13 protein-coding genes are annotated in these 15,883 nt (G+C 64.2%); 7 read left to right on the plus strand and 6 right to left on the minus strand.

Going from position 1 to position 15,883, the window contains the following annotated elements:
* Positions 1 to 90 precede the first annotated feature (90 nt).
* The gene (locus ACTFPK_RS04825) at positions 91 to 1,482 is read right to left on the minus strand and encodes a hypothetical protein (RefSeq protein WP_439911230.1); all 1,392 of its coding nucleotides are present in this window, start codon (positions 1,480 to 1,482) and stop codon (positions 91 to 93) included.
* Positions 1,479 to 2,201 carry an ABC transporter ATP-binding protein gene (locus ACTFPK_RS04830; protein ID WP_016441992.1) on the minus strand — a complete coding sequence of 241 codons (723 nt, stop codon included), beginning with the start codon at positions 2,199 to 2,201 and terminating at the stop codon, positions 1,479 to 1,481. Before ACTFPK_RS04830 ends, ACTFPK_RS04825 begins: the two co-directional genes overlap by 4 nt.
* 124 nt (positions 2,202 to 2,325) lie before the next feature.
* Between ACTFPK_RS04830 and ACTFPK_RS04835 the strand changes: the two genes are divergently transcribed.
* From ACTFPK_RS04835 to ACTFPK_RS04845, 3 genes are all read left to right on the plus strand, one after another.
* Positions 2,326 to 3,390: a sensor histidine kinase gene (locus tag ACTFPK_RS04835; RefSeq protein WP_439911231.1), complete on the plus strand. Its 1,065-nt coding sequence runs from the start codon at positions 2,326 to 2,328 to the stop codon at positions 3,388 to 3,390.
* The gene (locus tag ACTFPK_RS04840; RefSeq protein WP_439911233.1) at positions 3,368 to 4,096 is read left to right on the plus strand and encodes a LuxR C-terminal-related transcriptional regulator; all 729 of its coding nucleotides are present in this window, start codon (positions 3,368 to 3,370) and stop codon (positions 4,094 to 4,096) included. Before ACTFPK_RS04835 ends, ACTFPK_RS04840 begins: the two co-directional genes overlap by 23 nt.
* Before the next feature lie 108 nt (positions 4,097 to 4,204).
* On the plus strand, positions 4,205 to 6,904 hold the full coding sequence (locus ACTFPK_RS04845) for an ATP-dependent RNA helicase (RefSeq protein ID WP_439911234.1): 2,700 nt from the start codon (positions 4,205 to 4,207) through the stop codon (positions 6,902 to 6,904).
* A 114-nt stretch (positions 6,905 to 7,018) separates the two neighbouring features.
* On the opposite strand, the gene ACTFPK_RS04850 is transcribed toward ACTFPK_RS04845, so the two are convergent.
* Both ACTFPK_RS04850 and ACTFPK_RS04855 read right to left on the minus strand, forming a co-directional pair.
* Positions 7,019 to 7,480, minus strand: a complete 462-nt coding sequence (locus ACTFPK_RS04850) for a hypothetical protein (RefSeq protein ID WP_284891651.1) — start codon at positions 7,478 to 7,480, stop codon at positions 7,019 to 7,021.
* Positions 7,473 to 8,126, minus strand: coding sequence for a hypothetical protein (locus ACTFPK_RS04855; RefSeq protein ID WP_284891652.1), 654 nt, complete (start codon positions 8,124 to 8,126; stop codon positions 7,473 to 7,475). The genes ACTFPK_RS04850 and ACTFPK_RS04855 overlap by 8 nt, the downstream gene beginning before the upstream one ends.
* An 88-nt stretch (positions 8,127 to 8,214) precedes the next feature.
* On the opposite strand from ACTFPK_RS04855, the gene ACTFPK_RS04860 reads away from it, so the two are divergent.
* Positions 8,215 to 9,027 carry a ribonuclease E inhibitor RraB gene (locus tag ACTFPK_RS04860; RefSeq protein ID WP_126135732.1) on the plus strand — a complete coding sequence of 271 codons (813 nt, stop codon included), beginning with the start codon at positions 8,215 to 8,217 and terminating at the stop codon, positions 9,025 to 9,027.
* A gap of 24 nt (positions 9,028 to 9,051) precedes the next feature.
* On the opposite strand, the gene ACTFPK_RS04865 is transcribed toward ACTFPK_RS04860, so the two are convergent.
* Positions 9,052 to 10,149, minus strand: a complete 1,098-nt coding sequence (locus tag ACTFPK_RS04865) for a hypothetical protein (RefSeq protein WP_439911236.1) — start codon at positions 10,147 to 10,149, stop codon at positions 9,052 to 9,054.
* A gap of 272 nt (positions 10,150 to 10,421) precedes the next feature.
* Between ACTFPK_RS04865 and ACTFPK_RS04870 the strand changes: the two genes are divergently transcribed.
* From ACTFPK_RS04870 to ACTFPK_RS04880, 3 genes are all read left to right on the plus strand, one after another.
* Positions 10,422 to 11,399: a metal ABC transporter substrate-binding protein gene (locus ACTFPK_RS04870; RefSeq protein ID WP_439911237.1), complete on the plus strand. Its 978-nt coding sequence runs from the start codon at positions 10,422 to 10,424 to the stop codon at positions 11,397 to 11,399.
* Positions 11,400 to 11,499: 100 nt separating this feature from the next.
* On the plus strand, positions 11,500 to 12,333 hold the full coding sequence (locus ACTFPK_RS04875; RefSeq protein ID WP_284911975.1) for a metal ABC transporter ATP-binding protein: 834 nt from the start codon (positions 11,500 to 11,502) through the stop codon (positions 12,331 to 12,333).
* Positions 12,334 to 12,356: 23 nt separating this feature from the next.
* Complete coding sequence (locus ACTFPK_RS04880; protein ID WP_274778551.1) at positions 12,357 to 13,196, plus strand: metal ABC transporter permease; 840 nt, start codon at positions 12,357 to 12,359, stop codon at positions 13,194 to 13,196.
* Positions 13,197 to 13,379: 183 nt separating this feature from the next.
* On the opposite strand, the gene ACTFPK_RS04885 is transcribed toward ACTFPK_RS04880, so the two are convergent.
* Complete coding sequence (locus tag ACTFPK_RS04885) at positions 13,380 to 15,809, minus strand: YPDG domain-containing protein (RefSeq protein WP_439911238.1); 2,430 nt, start codon at positions 15,807 to 15,809, stop codon at positions 13,380 to 13,382.
* Positions 15,810 to 15,883 lie beyond the last annotated feature (74 nt).

A 15,883-nucleotide genomic window follows, 5' to 3' on the forward strand; every position in this document is an offset into this window, starting at 1 on the left:
ACGCTTAATTCCTGAATTGGTTCTCAATCATTCGGGTGCCGGCACCTCATCATGCACCCACCAGCCCCGCATCATTCATCCTCCACTTCCCTAATCATTCGCGCGTCCGCGCGCCAGCACCACCCGAGTTTCCAGCGGCGTAACCACCAGAATGCTCGCCAGGCACATGGCCAAACCAAGGACCGTAATAATCCCGAGTTTCGTGAAAGCAGCGCTATCCATCCGGGCACCCCACGAGTAATTCGTCATAAGAGACATACCCACCCCGAGCGCGGTGGTCAGCGCCGTCGTTACTACCAAGGGAATAAAGGTTTGCAGGATCCGAATCCGCGTGAAGACCGCCGTGGGGAAACCGAGAAAACGCAAGGACTGCGTCTGCTGCGCCGATTCAAAAACGAGGGAAGCGTGATTCGTGAGACTGGACAGCGCCACCACCGCAAAACCGAAACCGAGAGTCACCATGACGCCCGTGCCAATATCTGCGGACACCAAGCGAATCGCCACCGAATCTGAACCGGTCCGTTCCGGAAGTGTGGAGGTGTAGCCACCAATGAAACACAGCAGTGCGAGAGTGGAAACACTGCGCCACACCGCGCGCGGGTCGTTGAGAATCCGCCGCGCCGCCATGAGGAGCGACGCGTGGCGCGAGCGCACGAGCGGATAGGCCAGCGCCTGAATAATGAAGGAAGCCGCCACCGAAAGCGCGAAAAGGAAGACCAGCAGCACGCCCGCCATCATCATGATTTGCACGATGGGGGTGGAACCACCGCGCGCATTAGCCACCAGCACGTACATTATTCCGGCGACGGCGAACACCGCGAGGCGCCAAGCCCGCAGCGCACGCGGAGTTTCGCGGCGCGCCACCCCCAGGGGTGAAATCGACACCCGCATCAGCCCGCCCAGTGCCGATACCAGCGTGACCACGAAAAGTAGCGCAATAACCGCGGCAATAAAGGGAACCGGCAGCAGCATCTGGGCCGGATTAATAGGCAGCCCGAGGAAACTTAGCGCGCGCCAACCCGGCAGGGTCACCAGGTAGAGCACCGTGCCCAAGGCGGTGCCCAGTAGCCACTGCACCACCGTTTCGCACAGGGAGATCGCAATTGTTTGGGTGCGGGTAGTACCAACGAGGCGCAGGGAGGCCAGGCGCTGGGAGCGATCCTGCGCGCCCAGCCGGGCGGCCCCGGAAGCCAGGGAAGAAATGGGGATAACCAGGAGCGCCCCGGCAAAAAGCGCCAGGCCGAGATACATTTCCGTGAGGCCGGCGCCCAGGGTTTCGCTCAGGGCGTCGAGGTGGGCGGCCATGGCCGGGCTCGGGTGGAAATTCCAGTTATAGAACATGAAAATGCCGCCGGCGATGGTCAGTGCCATGGTGGCTGCCAGCGTGAAGCTGAGGACCGCGAGGATATCCAGCCAGGCATTACCGGTGCGGGCGCGCAACCGGGCCAGGGTGAGGCGGGGTGCGAAAGAAAGGACTCTCATTGCAGCTCGCCTCCGTTCGCGGTGGTGGAGTTAGCCGAATCGGCGTGGATAACGCCGTCGCGAATTTCCACGAGGCGTTCGCACCAGGCGGCCACATTCGGGTCATGGGTCACAATAATGAGGGTGGCCCCGCTCATTTTCGCGGCGGTGGTGAGGATCTGGGTAACTTCGTGGCCGGTGGCCTGATCGAGGGCGCCGGTCGGTTCATCGGCAAACACCACCGCAGGTTGGCCCGCTAAGGCCCGCGCAATAGCTACGCGTTGGAGCTGCCCGCCGGACATTTCCCCCGGGCGGCGGTGGCGTTCGGGTTCCACCCCGAGCCGCGCCAGCCACATATCCGCCGCCGCCAGCGCCTCCCGCCGCGGCTTGCCTTGGAGCAGCAGCGGCACCGCTACATTTTCCCGGGCCGGCAGTTCAGGAACCAGCTGACCATCCTGGAAAACAAAACCGAAATTCTCCAGGCGCATTTTCGAACGCTGACCATCGGACATATCCGAAATCGGCTCGTTGCCCAGCAGCACCGTGCCGGCGGTGGGCGCAATAATCCCCGCCAGGCAGTGCAGCAGCGTGGACTTACCCGAACCGGACGGGCCCATAATCGCCACCGACTGCCCGCCGGGAATCCGCAATGATACCCGGCGCAGTGCCGCCACGTTCCCAAAATTCTTCGTGAGATTATTCGCCACCAAATCCGGGGCGACATTCTGTGTTGTATCCATGGCTCTAGTCAACTTCCGATTGGCCGGTGACGGCAGGGCTCGTACTCCACACTTATGGTAGAGCTAGGTCTACCATTGCCGGATTCGCGCGTGGGGGCGAGCCCGCGCCGGCTACCATGGCGGTATGACAACGCAGAGCACCGAGCACGGTGAGCACGCCACGGGCGTGGACATCGCCATGCACGTGGATAACACCCGAGCGGTGGCGCAGCAACTACGCCACGCCACGGTGCGCGGGGTGCTCGCGGGCGCCCTCGGCACCTTCGCCCTGATATTCGTGGCGGTGGCGGGACTCTCGCTGCTCGGCGGATTCAGCCCGATCCCGATCATCATCGGGCTGGTCGGCCTGCTGGCCCTGGGCGGGGCCGGGTGGATACTGTGGCGCGGGAACGGGCGGGCGCTCGCGGACGTGGCTCCGGCGTCGTCGACCTGGATGGCGGAACCATCCGATCACCGCGACGTTGTGCACGCGCAACGCTCCATTGCCGCGGCTTTTGAAATTGAACGGCGCCGCATCGAACGCGACCTGCACGACGGCGCCCAGCAGTACCTGGTCGCGACCTCAATGGATGTGGGTGAGGCGGCGTTTCTGCTGGAAGGTGACGCGAGCGGCGCGGTGAGCTCGGCGGATCTTCAAGCTGCGCGCGAACGCATGGCGTCCGCGCAGGACCGCGCGGAACTTGCCCTCACCTCGCTACGCCGCACGGTGGCCGGTATTCATCCGAAAGTGCTCTCTGACCTAGGGCTGGAGGCGGCGGTGCGCGATCTGGTGGTCTCCGCGCCGGTGCCCGCCACCCTGCGGGTTCCGAGCCCGCTACCCGAGATCCCCGAAGGCGTGATCGCCGCCGCTTATTTCACGGTGGCTGAAGCACTGACGAACGTTGCTAAACACGCGCCCGCCGCGACCGTGACCGTGCTGCTCATCGCCGACGATGACCTCCACCTCAGCATCACCGATACCGGCCCGGGCGGCGTGATTCCGGGAAGCGGGCTGCGCGGGATCGGCGAGCGGCTCGCGACTTTCGGCGGTAGTCTGCGTATTTCCAGCCCGGTGGGCGGACCCACGGAAATTCGCGCGCGTATCCCGCTGCTGCTCCACCGCGGGGAGTGGGGGAGCGGGGCCGGGGTGGCGGCGCTCAGTGAAAATCCGAGAACGGAGGGGACAGATGCGTCTGGTAGTTGCGGATGATTCCGCGCTGTTTCGCGAAGGGTTATGCGGGCTGCTGGAGCGGCGCGGGCACACTATTGTGGCGACCGCGGCCACCGCACCGGAACTGAACGAGACGGTGCGCGCGGCCACCTCCCGCGGGGAGGCCCCCGACCTGGTCATCACCGATGTACGCATGCCACCCACCATGAGCGACGACGGCCTGCGTGCCGCCGTGGAGCTGCGCCGCGAATTCCCGTCCCTGGGCATTATGGTGCTTTCCCAATACGTCGCCCCGGCCTACGCGCGCGAACTCTTCCACCCGGCAGCCGGTGCCGGTGCCTCCGGTTCCCCCGTGACTACGACCGCGGATGCAAGCGGGGACGATGCGCCGGGAGGCCTGGGGTATTTGCTCAAAGATCGCGTGGCGCGGGTGGCGGATTTCGTGCGGTCCCTGGAGATTGTGGGGGTGGGTGGCGTTGTTGTGGATCCGGATGTTGCGGCCCAATTAATGGCGACGACGCCGTCACTCCTCACGGAGCTCACCTCCCGCGAACGTGAAATCCTGGAGCTCATGGCCCGGGGCTACGCCAATTCCGCGATTGCCGCCGAGCTCTACCTCACCGGGGCGACCGTCTCCAAACACGTGGCGAATATTTTTCTCAAGCTGGGGATGCAGCCCGGGGAAGAAAACCGCCGGGTGCGGGCGGTGCTGGCGTATCTGACGGAAACTTCGCGCGCGGGCTGAGGCGTGCGGTGCGCCGTTCGCGCATACGGCGTTTCGCGCATACGGCGTTTCGCGCGTGCCGTGGTTCGGGGTGACAAGTGTGTCGGAGGCCCGTGGGAGAATGGGGGCATGACCTCGGATCCCTGCGCTCGCCTGCTCGCTGCCCCGCCCGCACTTCCGGTAGCAGCCCACCTCGATGAGGTGCGCGCAGCGCTGCCGCTCGCGGTGGTGAGTGCACCGCCGGGAACCGGGAAAACCACGCTCATTCCGCCGCTGGTGGCCCGCGCGCTCGCGGAAGGTGCCGGGCGGGTCCTCGTGATTCAGCCGCGCCGGGTGGCGGCGCGGGCAGCGGCACGCCGCCTGGCCGAACTTTTCGGGGAGCCGGTAGGCGCTACCGCCGGGTACAGCGTACGCGGGGATTCCCAGGTGAGCCGGGAAACCCGCATTGAAATGATCACCCCCGGTATTGCGGTGCGCCGCCTGCAAAGCGATCCGGAATTGCACGGAATTGGCGCATTGATTTTTGACGAAGTACACGAACGTCATCTCGATGCTGATCTGGCCCTGGCCCTCGCCCTGGAAGCCCGCGCGGCTTTCCGCCCGGATCTTCTGCTGGTGGCCATGTCCGCCACCGTGGAATCCCAACGCACCGCTGGGCTGCTGGAAGCAGGTGCCGCGGCTCCCGAAGAACTCCCTCGCATTGTGGATATTCCGGGCGTGCTCCATCCCCTTACTCTGCGCTACGCGCCGCCCGGGCGCGGGGAAGAAGCTCTGGGCACAATTTCGCGGGACGGTGCGCTCGGGGTGCGCCGGGAATTCTTGGCGCACGTAGCACGAGTGGTGGAACGGGCCTTCCGGGAAGTGGAACTCGGTGACATATTGGTCTTCCTCCCCGGGGTGCGGGAAGTGGAGCACGTGGTGGGTCTGCTCGGCCACCTACCCGCCCGGGTGGCACCCCTGCACGGGTCGCTTACGGGCGCCCAGCAGGATGCCGCGCTCCGGGAAGTTGCGGGAACCCGCAGCATTATTGTGACCACCGCTATCGCAGAATCTTCTCTTACGGTCCCCGGGGTGCGGATCGTGGTGGATAGCGGGCTGTCCCGGGAACCGCGCACCGATTACGCCAGCGGGATCAGCGGGCTCGTCACGGTGCTGGAATCCCAAGCTGCCGGTATCCAACGCGGTGGGCGCGCCGGGCGTTTAGGGCCGGGAACCGTGTATCGGGTCATGAGCGAAGCTACCTGGGCTCGCCTCGCAGAACGCTCCACCCCGGAAATTTACACGGCCGATCTCACCGATTTTCTCCTGCAAGCCGCCGTGTGGGGTGCTCCGGAAGGGCGCGGGCTCGCCCTCCTCGATCCGCCCCCGCAGCCGGGCGTGGCAGCCGGTATGCGCGCCCTCACCGCGCTCGGCTGCGTGGTATCAGAACACGGCAGCGCAGATGGTGCGACCGGTAGAGATCCCGGTGCGGAAAGCTCCTGGCAGGTCACGGAGCTGGCCCGCACCCTCGCCCCGCTCCCGGTCAGCGCCCGGCTGGGCCGCAGCCTGCTGGAAAATACCCCGCGTCTCGGGGCGGGAACAGCCGCCCAGATTGTTGCCGCGCTCGCGGAATCGCCCCGGCTCCCCGGGGCAGATCTGGCCCGTTGGCCCACCACCGTTTCGCCCGCCTGGGCCCGGCAAGCCCAACGCCTTGAGAAACTTGCCCGCCGCGCACTGGGCGATGCGGCGGGAGCCGGTAGCGCGGAAGCCGCTACCGCGGGAGCCGGTAGGGAGGGCGTCAGTAACGCGGGTGCAGGTAGCGCGGGCGCCGGTTCCGGGAAAACCGGCCCATCTGGCTCCGGGAAACCTAGCCGATCCGCTCGCAGTGATGATGCCCTCGCCCTCGTCACCGCCTGGGCATATCCGGATTTGTTGGCCCGCGCGGTGGATAGCACCTCGGGGCGTTACCTCCTGGCTAATGGCAGCGGAGCGGTACTCCCGCACGGCTCTCCGCTACTGGGAACACCCTGGCTTGCGGTAGCAGAAGTGAGCGCCAGCCAGGGCCGGGCGGATGCGCTCATCCGCGCCGCCGTACCCGCAGATGAAGAACTCGCTCGCCAAGCCGGTCGCGGCCTCATCACTACCGGCACATCTATGAGCTACCGGAAAGGCCGCCTCCGCGTCCGGGAAACCACGCGCCTAGGAGCCATTGAACTCACGGGTCGGGCCCTCGAACAGGTCCCGCGCGCCGCTGCCACCGCGTGGGTGAACGCCGCAGCCAGTTCCGGCACCCTCCCGCTCGAATTCACCGCCGGAGCCCAAGCCCTGCGCGAACGCCTCGCCTTTCTCCATACCGTCCTGGGGGAGCCTTGGCCAGATATGGAAGAATCCGCGCTGCGCCAACGCATCGAGGAACTGGCCGGCCCCGAACTCGCCGCCCTCGCCCGGGGTGGCACCTGGGGAAACCTGGGGGCCGGCAATATTGAACGCCTGCTGCCCTGGCCCGAAGCTACTCACCTTGATGAGCTCGCCCCCGCCAGCATGACTATCCCCACCGGGGAACAGCGCACCGTTCACTATGCGGGGGGCCGGCCCACCGTGCGCCTGCGTGTCCAAGAAGCCTTCGGCTGGGCCCGCACTCCGCGTCTGGCCGGCGGGCGTATCCCCGTCACCCTTGAACTACTCTCACCGGCCGCCCGGCCCGTTGCCATCACCGATGACCTCGCAAGCTTCTGGGCCGGCCCCTACGCCCAAGTGCGGGCGGAAATGCGCGGGCGCTACCCGCGCCACCCCTGGCCCGAAGATGGCGCTACCGCCAGCCCCACCAAGCGGGCCCGCCCGCGGCGCTAAATAGCCGCGTCACTACACTGCGGCATGCCGCTCAATATGGGTATGCTGCGCAAACGCGGGCACGCTGGCGCGGCCCGTGCTACTCAGCTCCGCGCCGGCCGCCCCGAATGTGCCTCAGTAGCCAAAGGTCAAGGTGCCAGTTTCGTCGTCGTCGGCAAAATCCCGGCGAATAGAAGTTGCGGCCCCGGCAAGATTACGTAAACGCGCCCGCAACGTCTCAACCGTGAGACCCGCCATCGGCAAACAGATCCGCAACTGCAAGTGACCACCGGACATCACCGCATCGCCATCCAAAAACTCACCGATCCGCTCCAAAATATCGCGGGTGCGGACCTCCGTTGGCGACTCCACCAGCGACGCCGCCACGTAGAGCACATCCCCCAGCCCGGGAACATTCGCGTAACTCGCGATCATCTCCTGCTTATCCGACTCCGAACGCCACACCACCTCAAAACGGTAATGCACCCCATCCGGCAGCGCCTGCGCGTGATAATCAGCAACAAGCACCTCGTACAGGCCCGCAGCCGTGGTCACATCACGGGCATCGCGTTCGTCGCGCCCAGACTTCTTAGACATCAGCCTCCCCTTCCCGCGCGGAATCCGGCGCGGATTCCGGCAGCGTATCCGCGCCGCTCAGCGCCCGGGCCTGCGCCGCCACCAAGGCCGCGCAGGCAGTCAGCTGCGCGGTCGGAGCCGGCAGCGCCACCGCGTAATGAATATGCGTGCGCCCACCCAGCAGGCGAATCCCGCCAATGGGCAGCGTGTCCGCCGCGCGCAGCACCGCGATAAGATCCGGGCCGGTCGGGTCAATACCAAAATGCTCGAGCACCGCTGCCGCATTGCGGGAAAGTGATGCATCGGATGGCGTCCCGGGTTGAGCGGCGGGTGTGGCGCCAGGTTGAGCGGCAGCGGCGTCAGACGCCGCGGATGCGGCGGCGCCGTCGTACTTACGCAGCTCCGCGCCGGTGAGGATGGGTGCAGCGAGGTGGACGACGGCGCGACTATCGTGCCGGGTCGACTGCCCGGGCCAGGCCGTCACCGGAACCCCGTGAGTGACAAAACGTAAAGCCGGAGTGTCATCCGCCCGCGCATCCGCATAAGCAGCGCGCAACGCGGCGGCGGCTTCCTCCCATGTTGTGAATGTCGATACCACCTCACCAGTATTCCACGTTGGCAGAAGAATGCGGCACAGCCCGGGCGCGCCGCGTACAATAGACCTCATCCCGTCCACGCTTGTCCGCGGACGGTCCCCTGAGCATCCTCGTGATTATTCCGCGACCCTCGAGTAGCAAAGGACGGTACCAACAGCCATGGCGCATGGAGCACATCTGGCCCCCGAGAGCGACAACCAGGCGGATGCCTCCGCACTGGACCACGCTCTGCTTGCTATGGTCGCTGAAGCAGCCCGCCTGACCGCCCCGCGCATGTGGATCAACCGCCTCCGCTTTTCTTCCCGCCGCGCTGCGGTAGCCGCTCGCACCCGCCTGCAACGCAACGGCTGGGTGCAGCAATCGCAACTTTCCCAATTCGGGCGTTCCAAAGATTCGTGGATGCTCACCCTCTGGTCCGCGACCGCCGTGGATAATGGCGTTATTGCCGATTCGCGCTCGTATCTTGAACTTATTGCCGCCGCTACGAACGGGCGTTACCTGGGCTGGGAAGCCTCGCTACTGCCGGCCCTGCGCGAATGCGATAATCCCGATTATTACCCGGAAGGGAGCATCGGTTGGCTCGCCCCCGGAGATGAGAATTATCTGCATGAGGCACGCGAAGAAGCGAAGAAACTGGTGCCGCGCGGCCGGGAACTACCCCAGAATTTACGGGATATTTGCGCGCTGCTGCATGACCTGCGCGGCCAGCGTTCCCGGCAGGCCCTCGCCTCCGGGCTCGGAGTGCTCATCGGGGACAGGCTGGTGGCTCATGCGCCGCTTGCCTGGGTGGCCTACCGCCAGTGCGGCGGGTTTTATCCCTGCCTGCTGGGCCTGGAACGCGATACCGCCTACTTCCCCGAATCCATCGTTGCCGAAGCCTACGACGCCGAAGCGGACCTGTGGGAGCGCCTCCGGGAGGTAGTGCTGGAACTACCCGCGGCAGAGCATGAGCGCGGCGCGCACGAACAGTAATGCGGGCGCCGCGGTGAGGATTATTTAGCGCGCACCGCCAGTGCTGCCCGGGCCGCCCTGGCCCGCTGCGGTACCCGGGCCCGCCGGCCCGCTGAGTTCCCGGGCGCAACGCGCCGCGCCTTCGATTTGGCTGGCAATCCACCCCGGCCGCTGCCCGCTGATCTCAAAAGCGTGGCTGAAATAAAGATCCGTGCCGTGTACCACCACTCCGCCGAGCGGAAGAGCCGCGGCCTGGCGTGCCGCCTCCCGGACGGCCTCCGCGGTGGCATCCCCCAACCGCAAGGTCACCGCCGCGCTATCCGCCCCGCTGACCAGGGCATTACGCAGCATCACCACCGGCACTTCGTTACCACCCACCCGGAGCGTGGCCCCGAAACCGTATTCGGCCTCAGCCGCATCGCGCTGCCCGAGCAGCGGCGCGAGCGCGGAAACCAAGCCGTTCCAGCGATACACCCCGGCCGTGCCCAGCAGCTCATCGAAACGGGTATCCACCCCGGCCGGATCCGTGAATTGATCGGCATCCCCGGGCGCATTCCCCACAAAAGGATTCATTTCCGGGCGCGCGGAGAAGGTATCCTCCAGAATATCCCCGGCGCCGGCCACCGCCTCCGGCCCGAAAAGATCATCTTTCGTGGGGGGAACGTTATCCAGACCGCGCACGAATACCGCGGTAGCGTCAATAGCGGCGACGACGAGGAATTTCACCATGCTGGTTAGCCGCGAGAAAGGTAACCCGGCCATGCGCAAGGCCAGGTGCAGGACCACTTCCTCCCCGACAATACGCACATCCCCCAGGGAGAACGTCTCAAAAACCCAGCCGGCCAGGCCGGTCACATCAATGAGATCCGCCCGGCCCACCCCGCAGCGCAGATTGAGATAGGAACGCCCCTCCGCATCGCGGGCGGGGGAAAGTTCCACAGTTTTTAGGTTGTGCCCGATGGCCACGGCCAGGCGCAGCCCTTCCGTGGATGCCACCGGCCGCATCCCTGCCCGGCACGCGGTTACCACGCGTTCCCAGGTATTAATGATGTAGCCCGGTTCGCCGGGTTCGGCTTCCGGAATATCACCGAGGGAAGCGGCGATGGTATCAATTTCCCGTCCGATAGCGTCCATCTCATCCATGGGGGAAGTCTACCCGGGGCCTACGACAGCAAAATGTGGTGTTCACGCTCGGCGGCGCGGTGGGAGATGTCATATTAAGTAAAAATGTGGCGAATAACCGGGGAGAAAGTCCCGGCTGTGTACCCGCACCCTCGCGCGCGGGAGCAATGTCGCGTAGGATTAAGCCCCGTCACCAAAAAGTAAGGGTACCCTTACTTACGAGCGCTGGGCTTCCTCACGAGGTACATCCAATCAGGACTCAACGCCCAGTATAAGCCAGAAAGGGGATGGTGATGGGAATGGGATATAAACGGCGTGCGGTACGGGCCGGCCTGGCCGCGCTGTTGGCGAGCATGCTTGCCGTGGTGGGGGCCTGCGGGGCTGCGTCGTCGCAAGAAAAAAGCGCGGGAAGTGAGAAACCGCAGGTGCTCACCACTTTCACGGTACTGGCCGATATGGCACGCAATATCGCCGGTGACCATATGGAGGTCGCGTCGATCACCAATCCGGGCGAAGAAATCCATGACTATCAGCCTTCGCCCGGCGATATTAAGCGCGCGGAAGGCGCCGATATCATCCTCTACAACGGCCTGGGCCTGGAGCGGTGGTTTGAGAAATTCGTGGAGAATTCCACCGCTGAACGTGTCAACCTCTCCGATGGAATTGAGCCGGTCGCTATCGCGGAAGGTGATTACCAGGGCAAACCGAATCCGCACGCGTGGATGAGCCCGAAGAACGGCAAACTCTACGTGGATAATATGGTCGCCGCTTTCGCGAAAGTGGATCCCGCCCACGCGGAGGACTACCGCGCCAACGGTGAAAACTACAAGAAGCAGCTGGACGCCATCGCCACCGATATGGACGCGGCCCTGGCTACCATTCCCGAATCCCAGCGCGCGCTGGTGAGCTGCGAGGGTGCTTTCTCCTACCTCACGCGCGATCACGGCCTGCAAGAAAAGTACCTGTGGGCGGTTAATGCCGAAGGCGCACAAACCCCCAAGGCCAAGGCCGACCTCGAGAATTTTGTGCGCACCTCCGGGGTGCGGGCGCTGTTCTGCGAATCCACCGTGGATGACAAAATGGCATCCGTCGCCGAGGATACCGGCGTGCCGGTGGCCGGCTTACTGTACGTAGACTCGCTTTCCGAGGCGGACGGCCCCGTGCCCACCTACCTCGATTTGCTTCGGTACGACGCCGATCTCATCACCCGCGGGCTAACCGGCAAAGCAGGGGAAGCCGCGAGCGAACCCACGAAACCGACCGGCAAGTAAACGCCGCTCGCATATAAACGCTGTTCGCAGGCCAACGTGGCTAGTAGGTCAGCGCGGCCAGTAGGCCAACGTAGCTGGCAGGCCAACGCGGCTAGCAGGCATGTCACAATCGCAGAAAGGCGGAGGAACGGTGGCAACACCAACAGAATCTCCGAAATACGCTCTTGAGGTGAGCGGCGTTCACGCGCGCTACGGCTCGGTGCAGGCCCTCACCTCGGTGAGCTTCGGGCTGACCCCGGGTGTTATTTGCGCACTCGTGGGGCAAAACGGCTCGGGTAAATCCACCCTCATGAAATCAATTATGGGATCCGTGCGGCACGGCGGGGATATTACGATCCTCGGCCAGAGCGGCGCGCGGGCCCGCAAAGCCGGCCTGGTTGGCTACGTTCCCCAAAACGAAGGCGTGGACTGGGCTTTCCCGGTGAGCGTGCGCGAGGTAGTCACCATGGGCCGCTACGGCTTCATGGGCCCCACCCGCCGTGCCCGCGCCGAAGATCGCGCGGCGGTGCGCCACGCCCTCGACATGGTGGAAATGACCCCCTACGCGGAACGCCAGATCGGCTCCCTTTCCGGAGGGCAGCGCAAACGCGTCTTTATTGCGCGGGCCATCGCGCAGGGCGCCCAGCTCATGCTCCTCGACGAGCCCTTCGCCGGGGTGGATAAGCCCTCGGAAACCATGATTATCGCGCTGCTCCAGAAACTGGCTGCTTCCGGGGTAACTATCCTGGTCGCCACCCACGACCTGGCCGGGCTACCCCAACTGTGCTCCGAAGTGCTCCTCCTCAACCGCCGCGTTATTTTCCACGGCCCGGTGGCCGAGGCCATGCAGCCCGAGCACCTCATGCAGGCTTTCGGCGTCGTCCCCGACCACAACGAACCCGACCCGGCCGCGGACCCGGCCACGCACCTGCGCAAGGCAAAGGAGAATCGCTAGTGTGGTACGAACTTTTCGTTGAAATGTGGACGCACCCCTTTATGGTGCGGGGTGCCACGGTCACCCTCACCGCGGCGATAGTGTGCGCGGTCATCAGCTGCTGGCTGGTGCTCATCGGCTGGTCACTTATGGGCGACGCGCTCTCGCACGCGATTCTGCCCGGCGTGGTTATCGCTTATGTACTGGGAATGCCCTTCTCCCTGGGCGCGGTCATCGCCGCGCTCATCGCGGTGGCGCTCATTTTCCTGCTGCGCTCCACCTCGCGAGTCAAAGAAGACGCCTCCATGGGAGCGGTGTTTACATTATTCTTCGCGGTCGGGTTGATCCTCATTAAACTCAACCCTTCCAATGTGGACCTCAACCACGTGATCTTCGGTGACCTCCTGGGCGTCACTCGCGCGGATATGATCCAGGTGGTCATCCTGGCACCGCTCGCGCTCGCGATTTTGCTCTTCAAGCGGCGCGACCTTACCGCCTACGCTTTCGACCCCACCCATCTGCAAGCCATCGGCATCCGGGCGCGCACGCTCGGCGCGATTTTGCTCTTCTGCCTGGCGCTCACGGTGGTAACGGCCATGCAGGCGGTAGGCGCAATCCTCATTATTGCGCTGGTGATCGTGCCGGGTGCCACGGCCTACCTGGTCACCAACCGCTTCCGCGTCATGCTCATATTCGCCCCGATTTTCGCGGCCGTGTGCGCGCTGGTGGGGCTGTACGTTTCCTACTGGCTCGACCTGCCCTCCGGTGCCGCGGTGGTTACGGCCCAGGGCATCATGTTCCTGGTGGTTTGGTTGATTTCCCCGCACGGGTTGCGCGGCAAGCTTGAGGGCGTGCGCACCCGCGCTGCCGCGGTTTCTCTATAGAACGACGGCGCAGCTAGCGGGCGGCGGCCTTCCCCTAAAAATGTTGCTCCAATAAACGGGTGTGGCCCAGAACCTTCGCGGTCCTGGGCCACACCTGTTATTAACTAGCGCTTATGTACTGTGGCTATGCACTGCTGAGCCTGCACTGTGTTTTAGTCATGAGCCATGCGTGGCTGGCGCTACTTAGCTGTGCCGGCGCCGCATCAGCAGCCCGGTTCCCAGCAATGCAAAGGCACCAGCCACCAACCACGCGCTCTGCGCGCCGGTGGCGGGGAGCTTCTTCTTGATGGTGCGGGTCGGCTTGCTCGGAGCCACCGGTTCGGCCGGTGCGGATGCGGTGCTTGGAGCTGCCGGTGCAATGGTAGGCGCAACGGTCGGTTCGGCAGTCGGAGCAGCTGTAGGCACGGCCGTGGGCGCTACCGGAGCTGTCGGCTGGGCCGTGGGCGCTACCGTTGGATCAACTGTCGGGTCTGCCGTCGGTTCGGTGGTCGGCTCAACTGTGGGATCAACCGTGGGCTCGGTGGTCGGCTCGGTCGTGGGCTCCGGCGGAATCGGCGTGCCCGGGGTTAGCGTCGCAGCCTTCTGGGTGAAGCTTACCTGCGCGTTGAGAACAGTGCTGCTCCCATCGGCAAACGTCACCTTGATCGGCAGCTCGTGGGTTCCGGTGGCGGCCTCTTTCCCGATTGTCACGGAAAGTGCGCCGTCGTTCGGATTAACTACGACGTCCCAGCCCTTGGGAAGGGTCGCTCCGTCATTGAGTGCGTAAGCACCGTTCTGGCTGAGCGCGGGGGTCACCGCAGCGCCGCTCGCATCCGCGAAGCTCGGGGCGGCCACGTTCACGGTGACCGGATCCAGATTCTCGCGGGTGGCAGAGGCCGGCTGGTAAGCGGCGTTCACCGCGGTGACGGTGACCTGCGCGGTTGTCGAAACAATATCTTCCACCCAGGTACCCGCGGCATCCTGAGTTTTCACGGCGCGCTTGTAGGTGACCGGATACACGCCGGGCGTGGCAGTATCCACCTGAGAAGCGTCAATGGTGACACGGGTGGGAATGCCGGTAGCATCCGGGGCATCGTAATTCGCGGTGGAGTAGGTGATGACCTTCTTCGCGTCGGTGACCGCCTGCGGATCCCGGTCGGTTGTGAGCGTGGCGAGGTCAAGGTTCCCCGCCTGCGCTGCCTGCTCTGCGAGACCGCGAATCGTGCTCAGCTGGGCGCGCGCATCATAAGCGCTGTACTGCGGAATCGTGACATCGCTGGCCTCAACAACCTTGACCAGGCGCACGTGTGCGTTGGAGAGCTCCGCCGCGAGCGGTGCATACGCTCCCGCGTTCATCGCGATGGGATTTCCTTCGGCGTCCACAAAGCTCGGCTGCGCGGCGGACATGCCGTAGGTGTAGACCGGCATGATCTGGTTGGCGGTTGCCCCAACGGAGTACCCCTTATCGCGGATCGCATCCCGGATCGGCATGAGGTCAATCTGGTAGGAATTCACCGTGGCCGTTGAAATCTTCGAGATCATGCTGTCGTAGCCGGTGCACTGTGACCTCAGCCCATTGGTGTAGGTGGTCTGGTACTGCAGATTGAAACCGTCAGCGAAGGGAACCTTCTTCGCGGCATCCACGTCCCGGTGCTTAACCGCGGGCATAGCCTGCTGAATATCAAGAGGGACCTGGGTGAAGGGGCCGGAAAGGTCATTGTAATTGGCGGCACCGGACTTCTCCACAGCCACGAACTTCCCGGTGGTGCCGTGCTGGTTGGCCGTAGCTCCGTTATCTAGCTGGGTGAGCGGAGTGAAACCGCGGAAGCGGATAATCCGCTTGTAGCCTTGGGCTTTCTTAGACATATCTTCGCCGTAATCAGTCCCAGACTGAACCAATTTGTGGTTCTGCAACGAAGCGATCGGCATCAAACCCTTGACTGTGGCAATATCCTGATTGAACTTGAGGGGGACATCCACCGTGATGATATCGTCCGGGCCGGTAGAAGCCGGGAGGTTACCGCGGATCCACACCGTTGCCACGTTATCCCAGTCTGCATCGGTCATCATGGCGAGGGTCTTTTGGGTGTTGTCCTTGAGGATGAGCCAGATGGTCACCTTGGTAGACACGTCTGAGTTCGCGAAGAATTCCTTAAGCTTGGGGCCGTCCACAACGAAACCTGAAGCTTCAGCCGGGGCGCCGGAGGTATCATAGGCGGCATTGCCATCGCTCCAGCCTACCTGGTAATTGAGCCCGTAAAGCGTAGTCGCGGTGTTATTGCGTACCTGGATGCGTGCGGTGAGCTCGGTGGTCTTCGTGAGATCAATGAGGTTATTACGCATGCAATCGAGGCGGTTGCCCGGATCTTGCTGCGGGTTGGCCGGCATCGGGAAATTATTGGACGCCGAGCCATCGGCTGCGCGTAGCTGCATACCCACGCTGAATTTGGCGTCTTTTCCGTTTTTATCTTGCGGGGTGATGAGGCTGCCATCACCGCTTGCCAGCCCCGAAACAATTGCGGGACTGGGGTTATCTGCTGTGGGAACATCCGCGACGGCGAGTGGTGCGATTCCGCATCCGAGGACCGTGAGGGCGGATAGTGTTCCGACGGCGAGCCTGCGCATCTTCGTCATGATGTCCTATCCAGAGTAGTGATTACTTATGCTTCTAACCCTAAATGAAATTTCGTGTTAGTTAAAGCGATTTT

The organism is Actinotignum sp. UMB0459, assembly GCF_051905915.1.
Taxonomy (GTDB): Bacteria; Actinomycetota; Actinomycetes; order Actinomycetales; family Actinomycetaceae; genus Actinotignum; species Actinotignum sanguinis.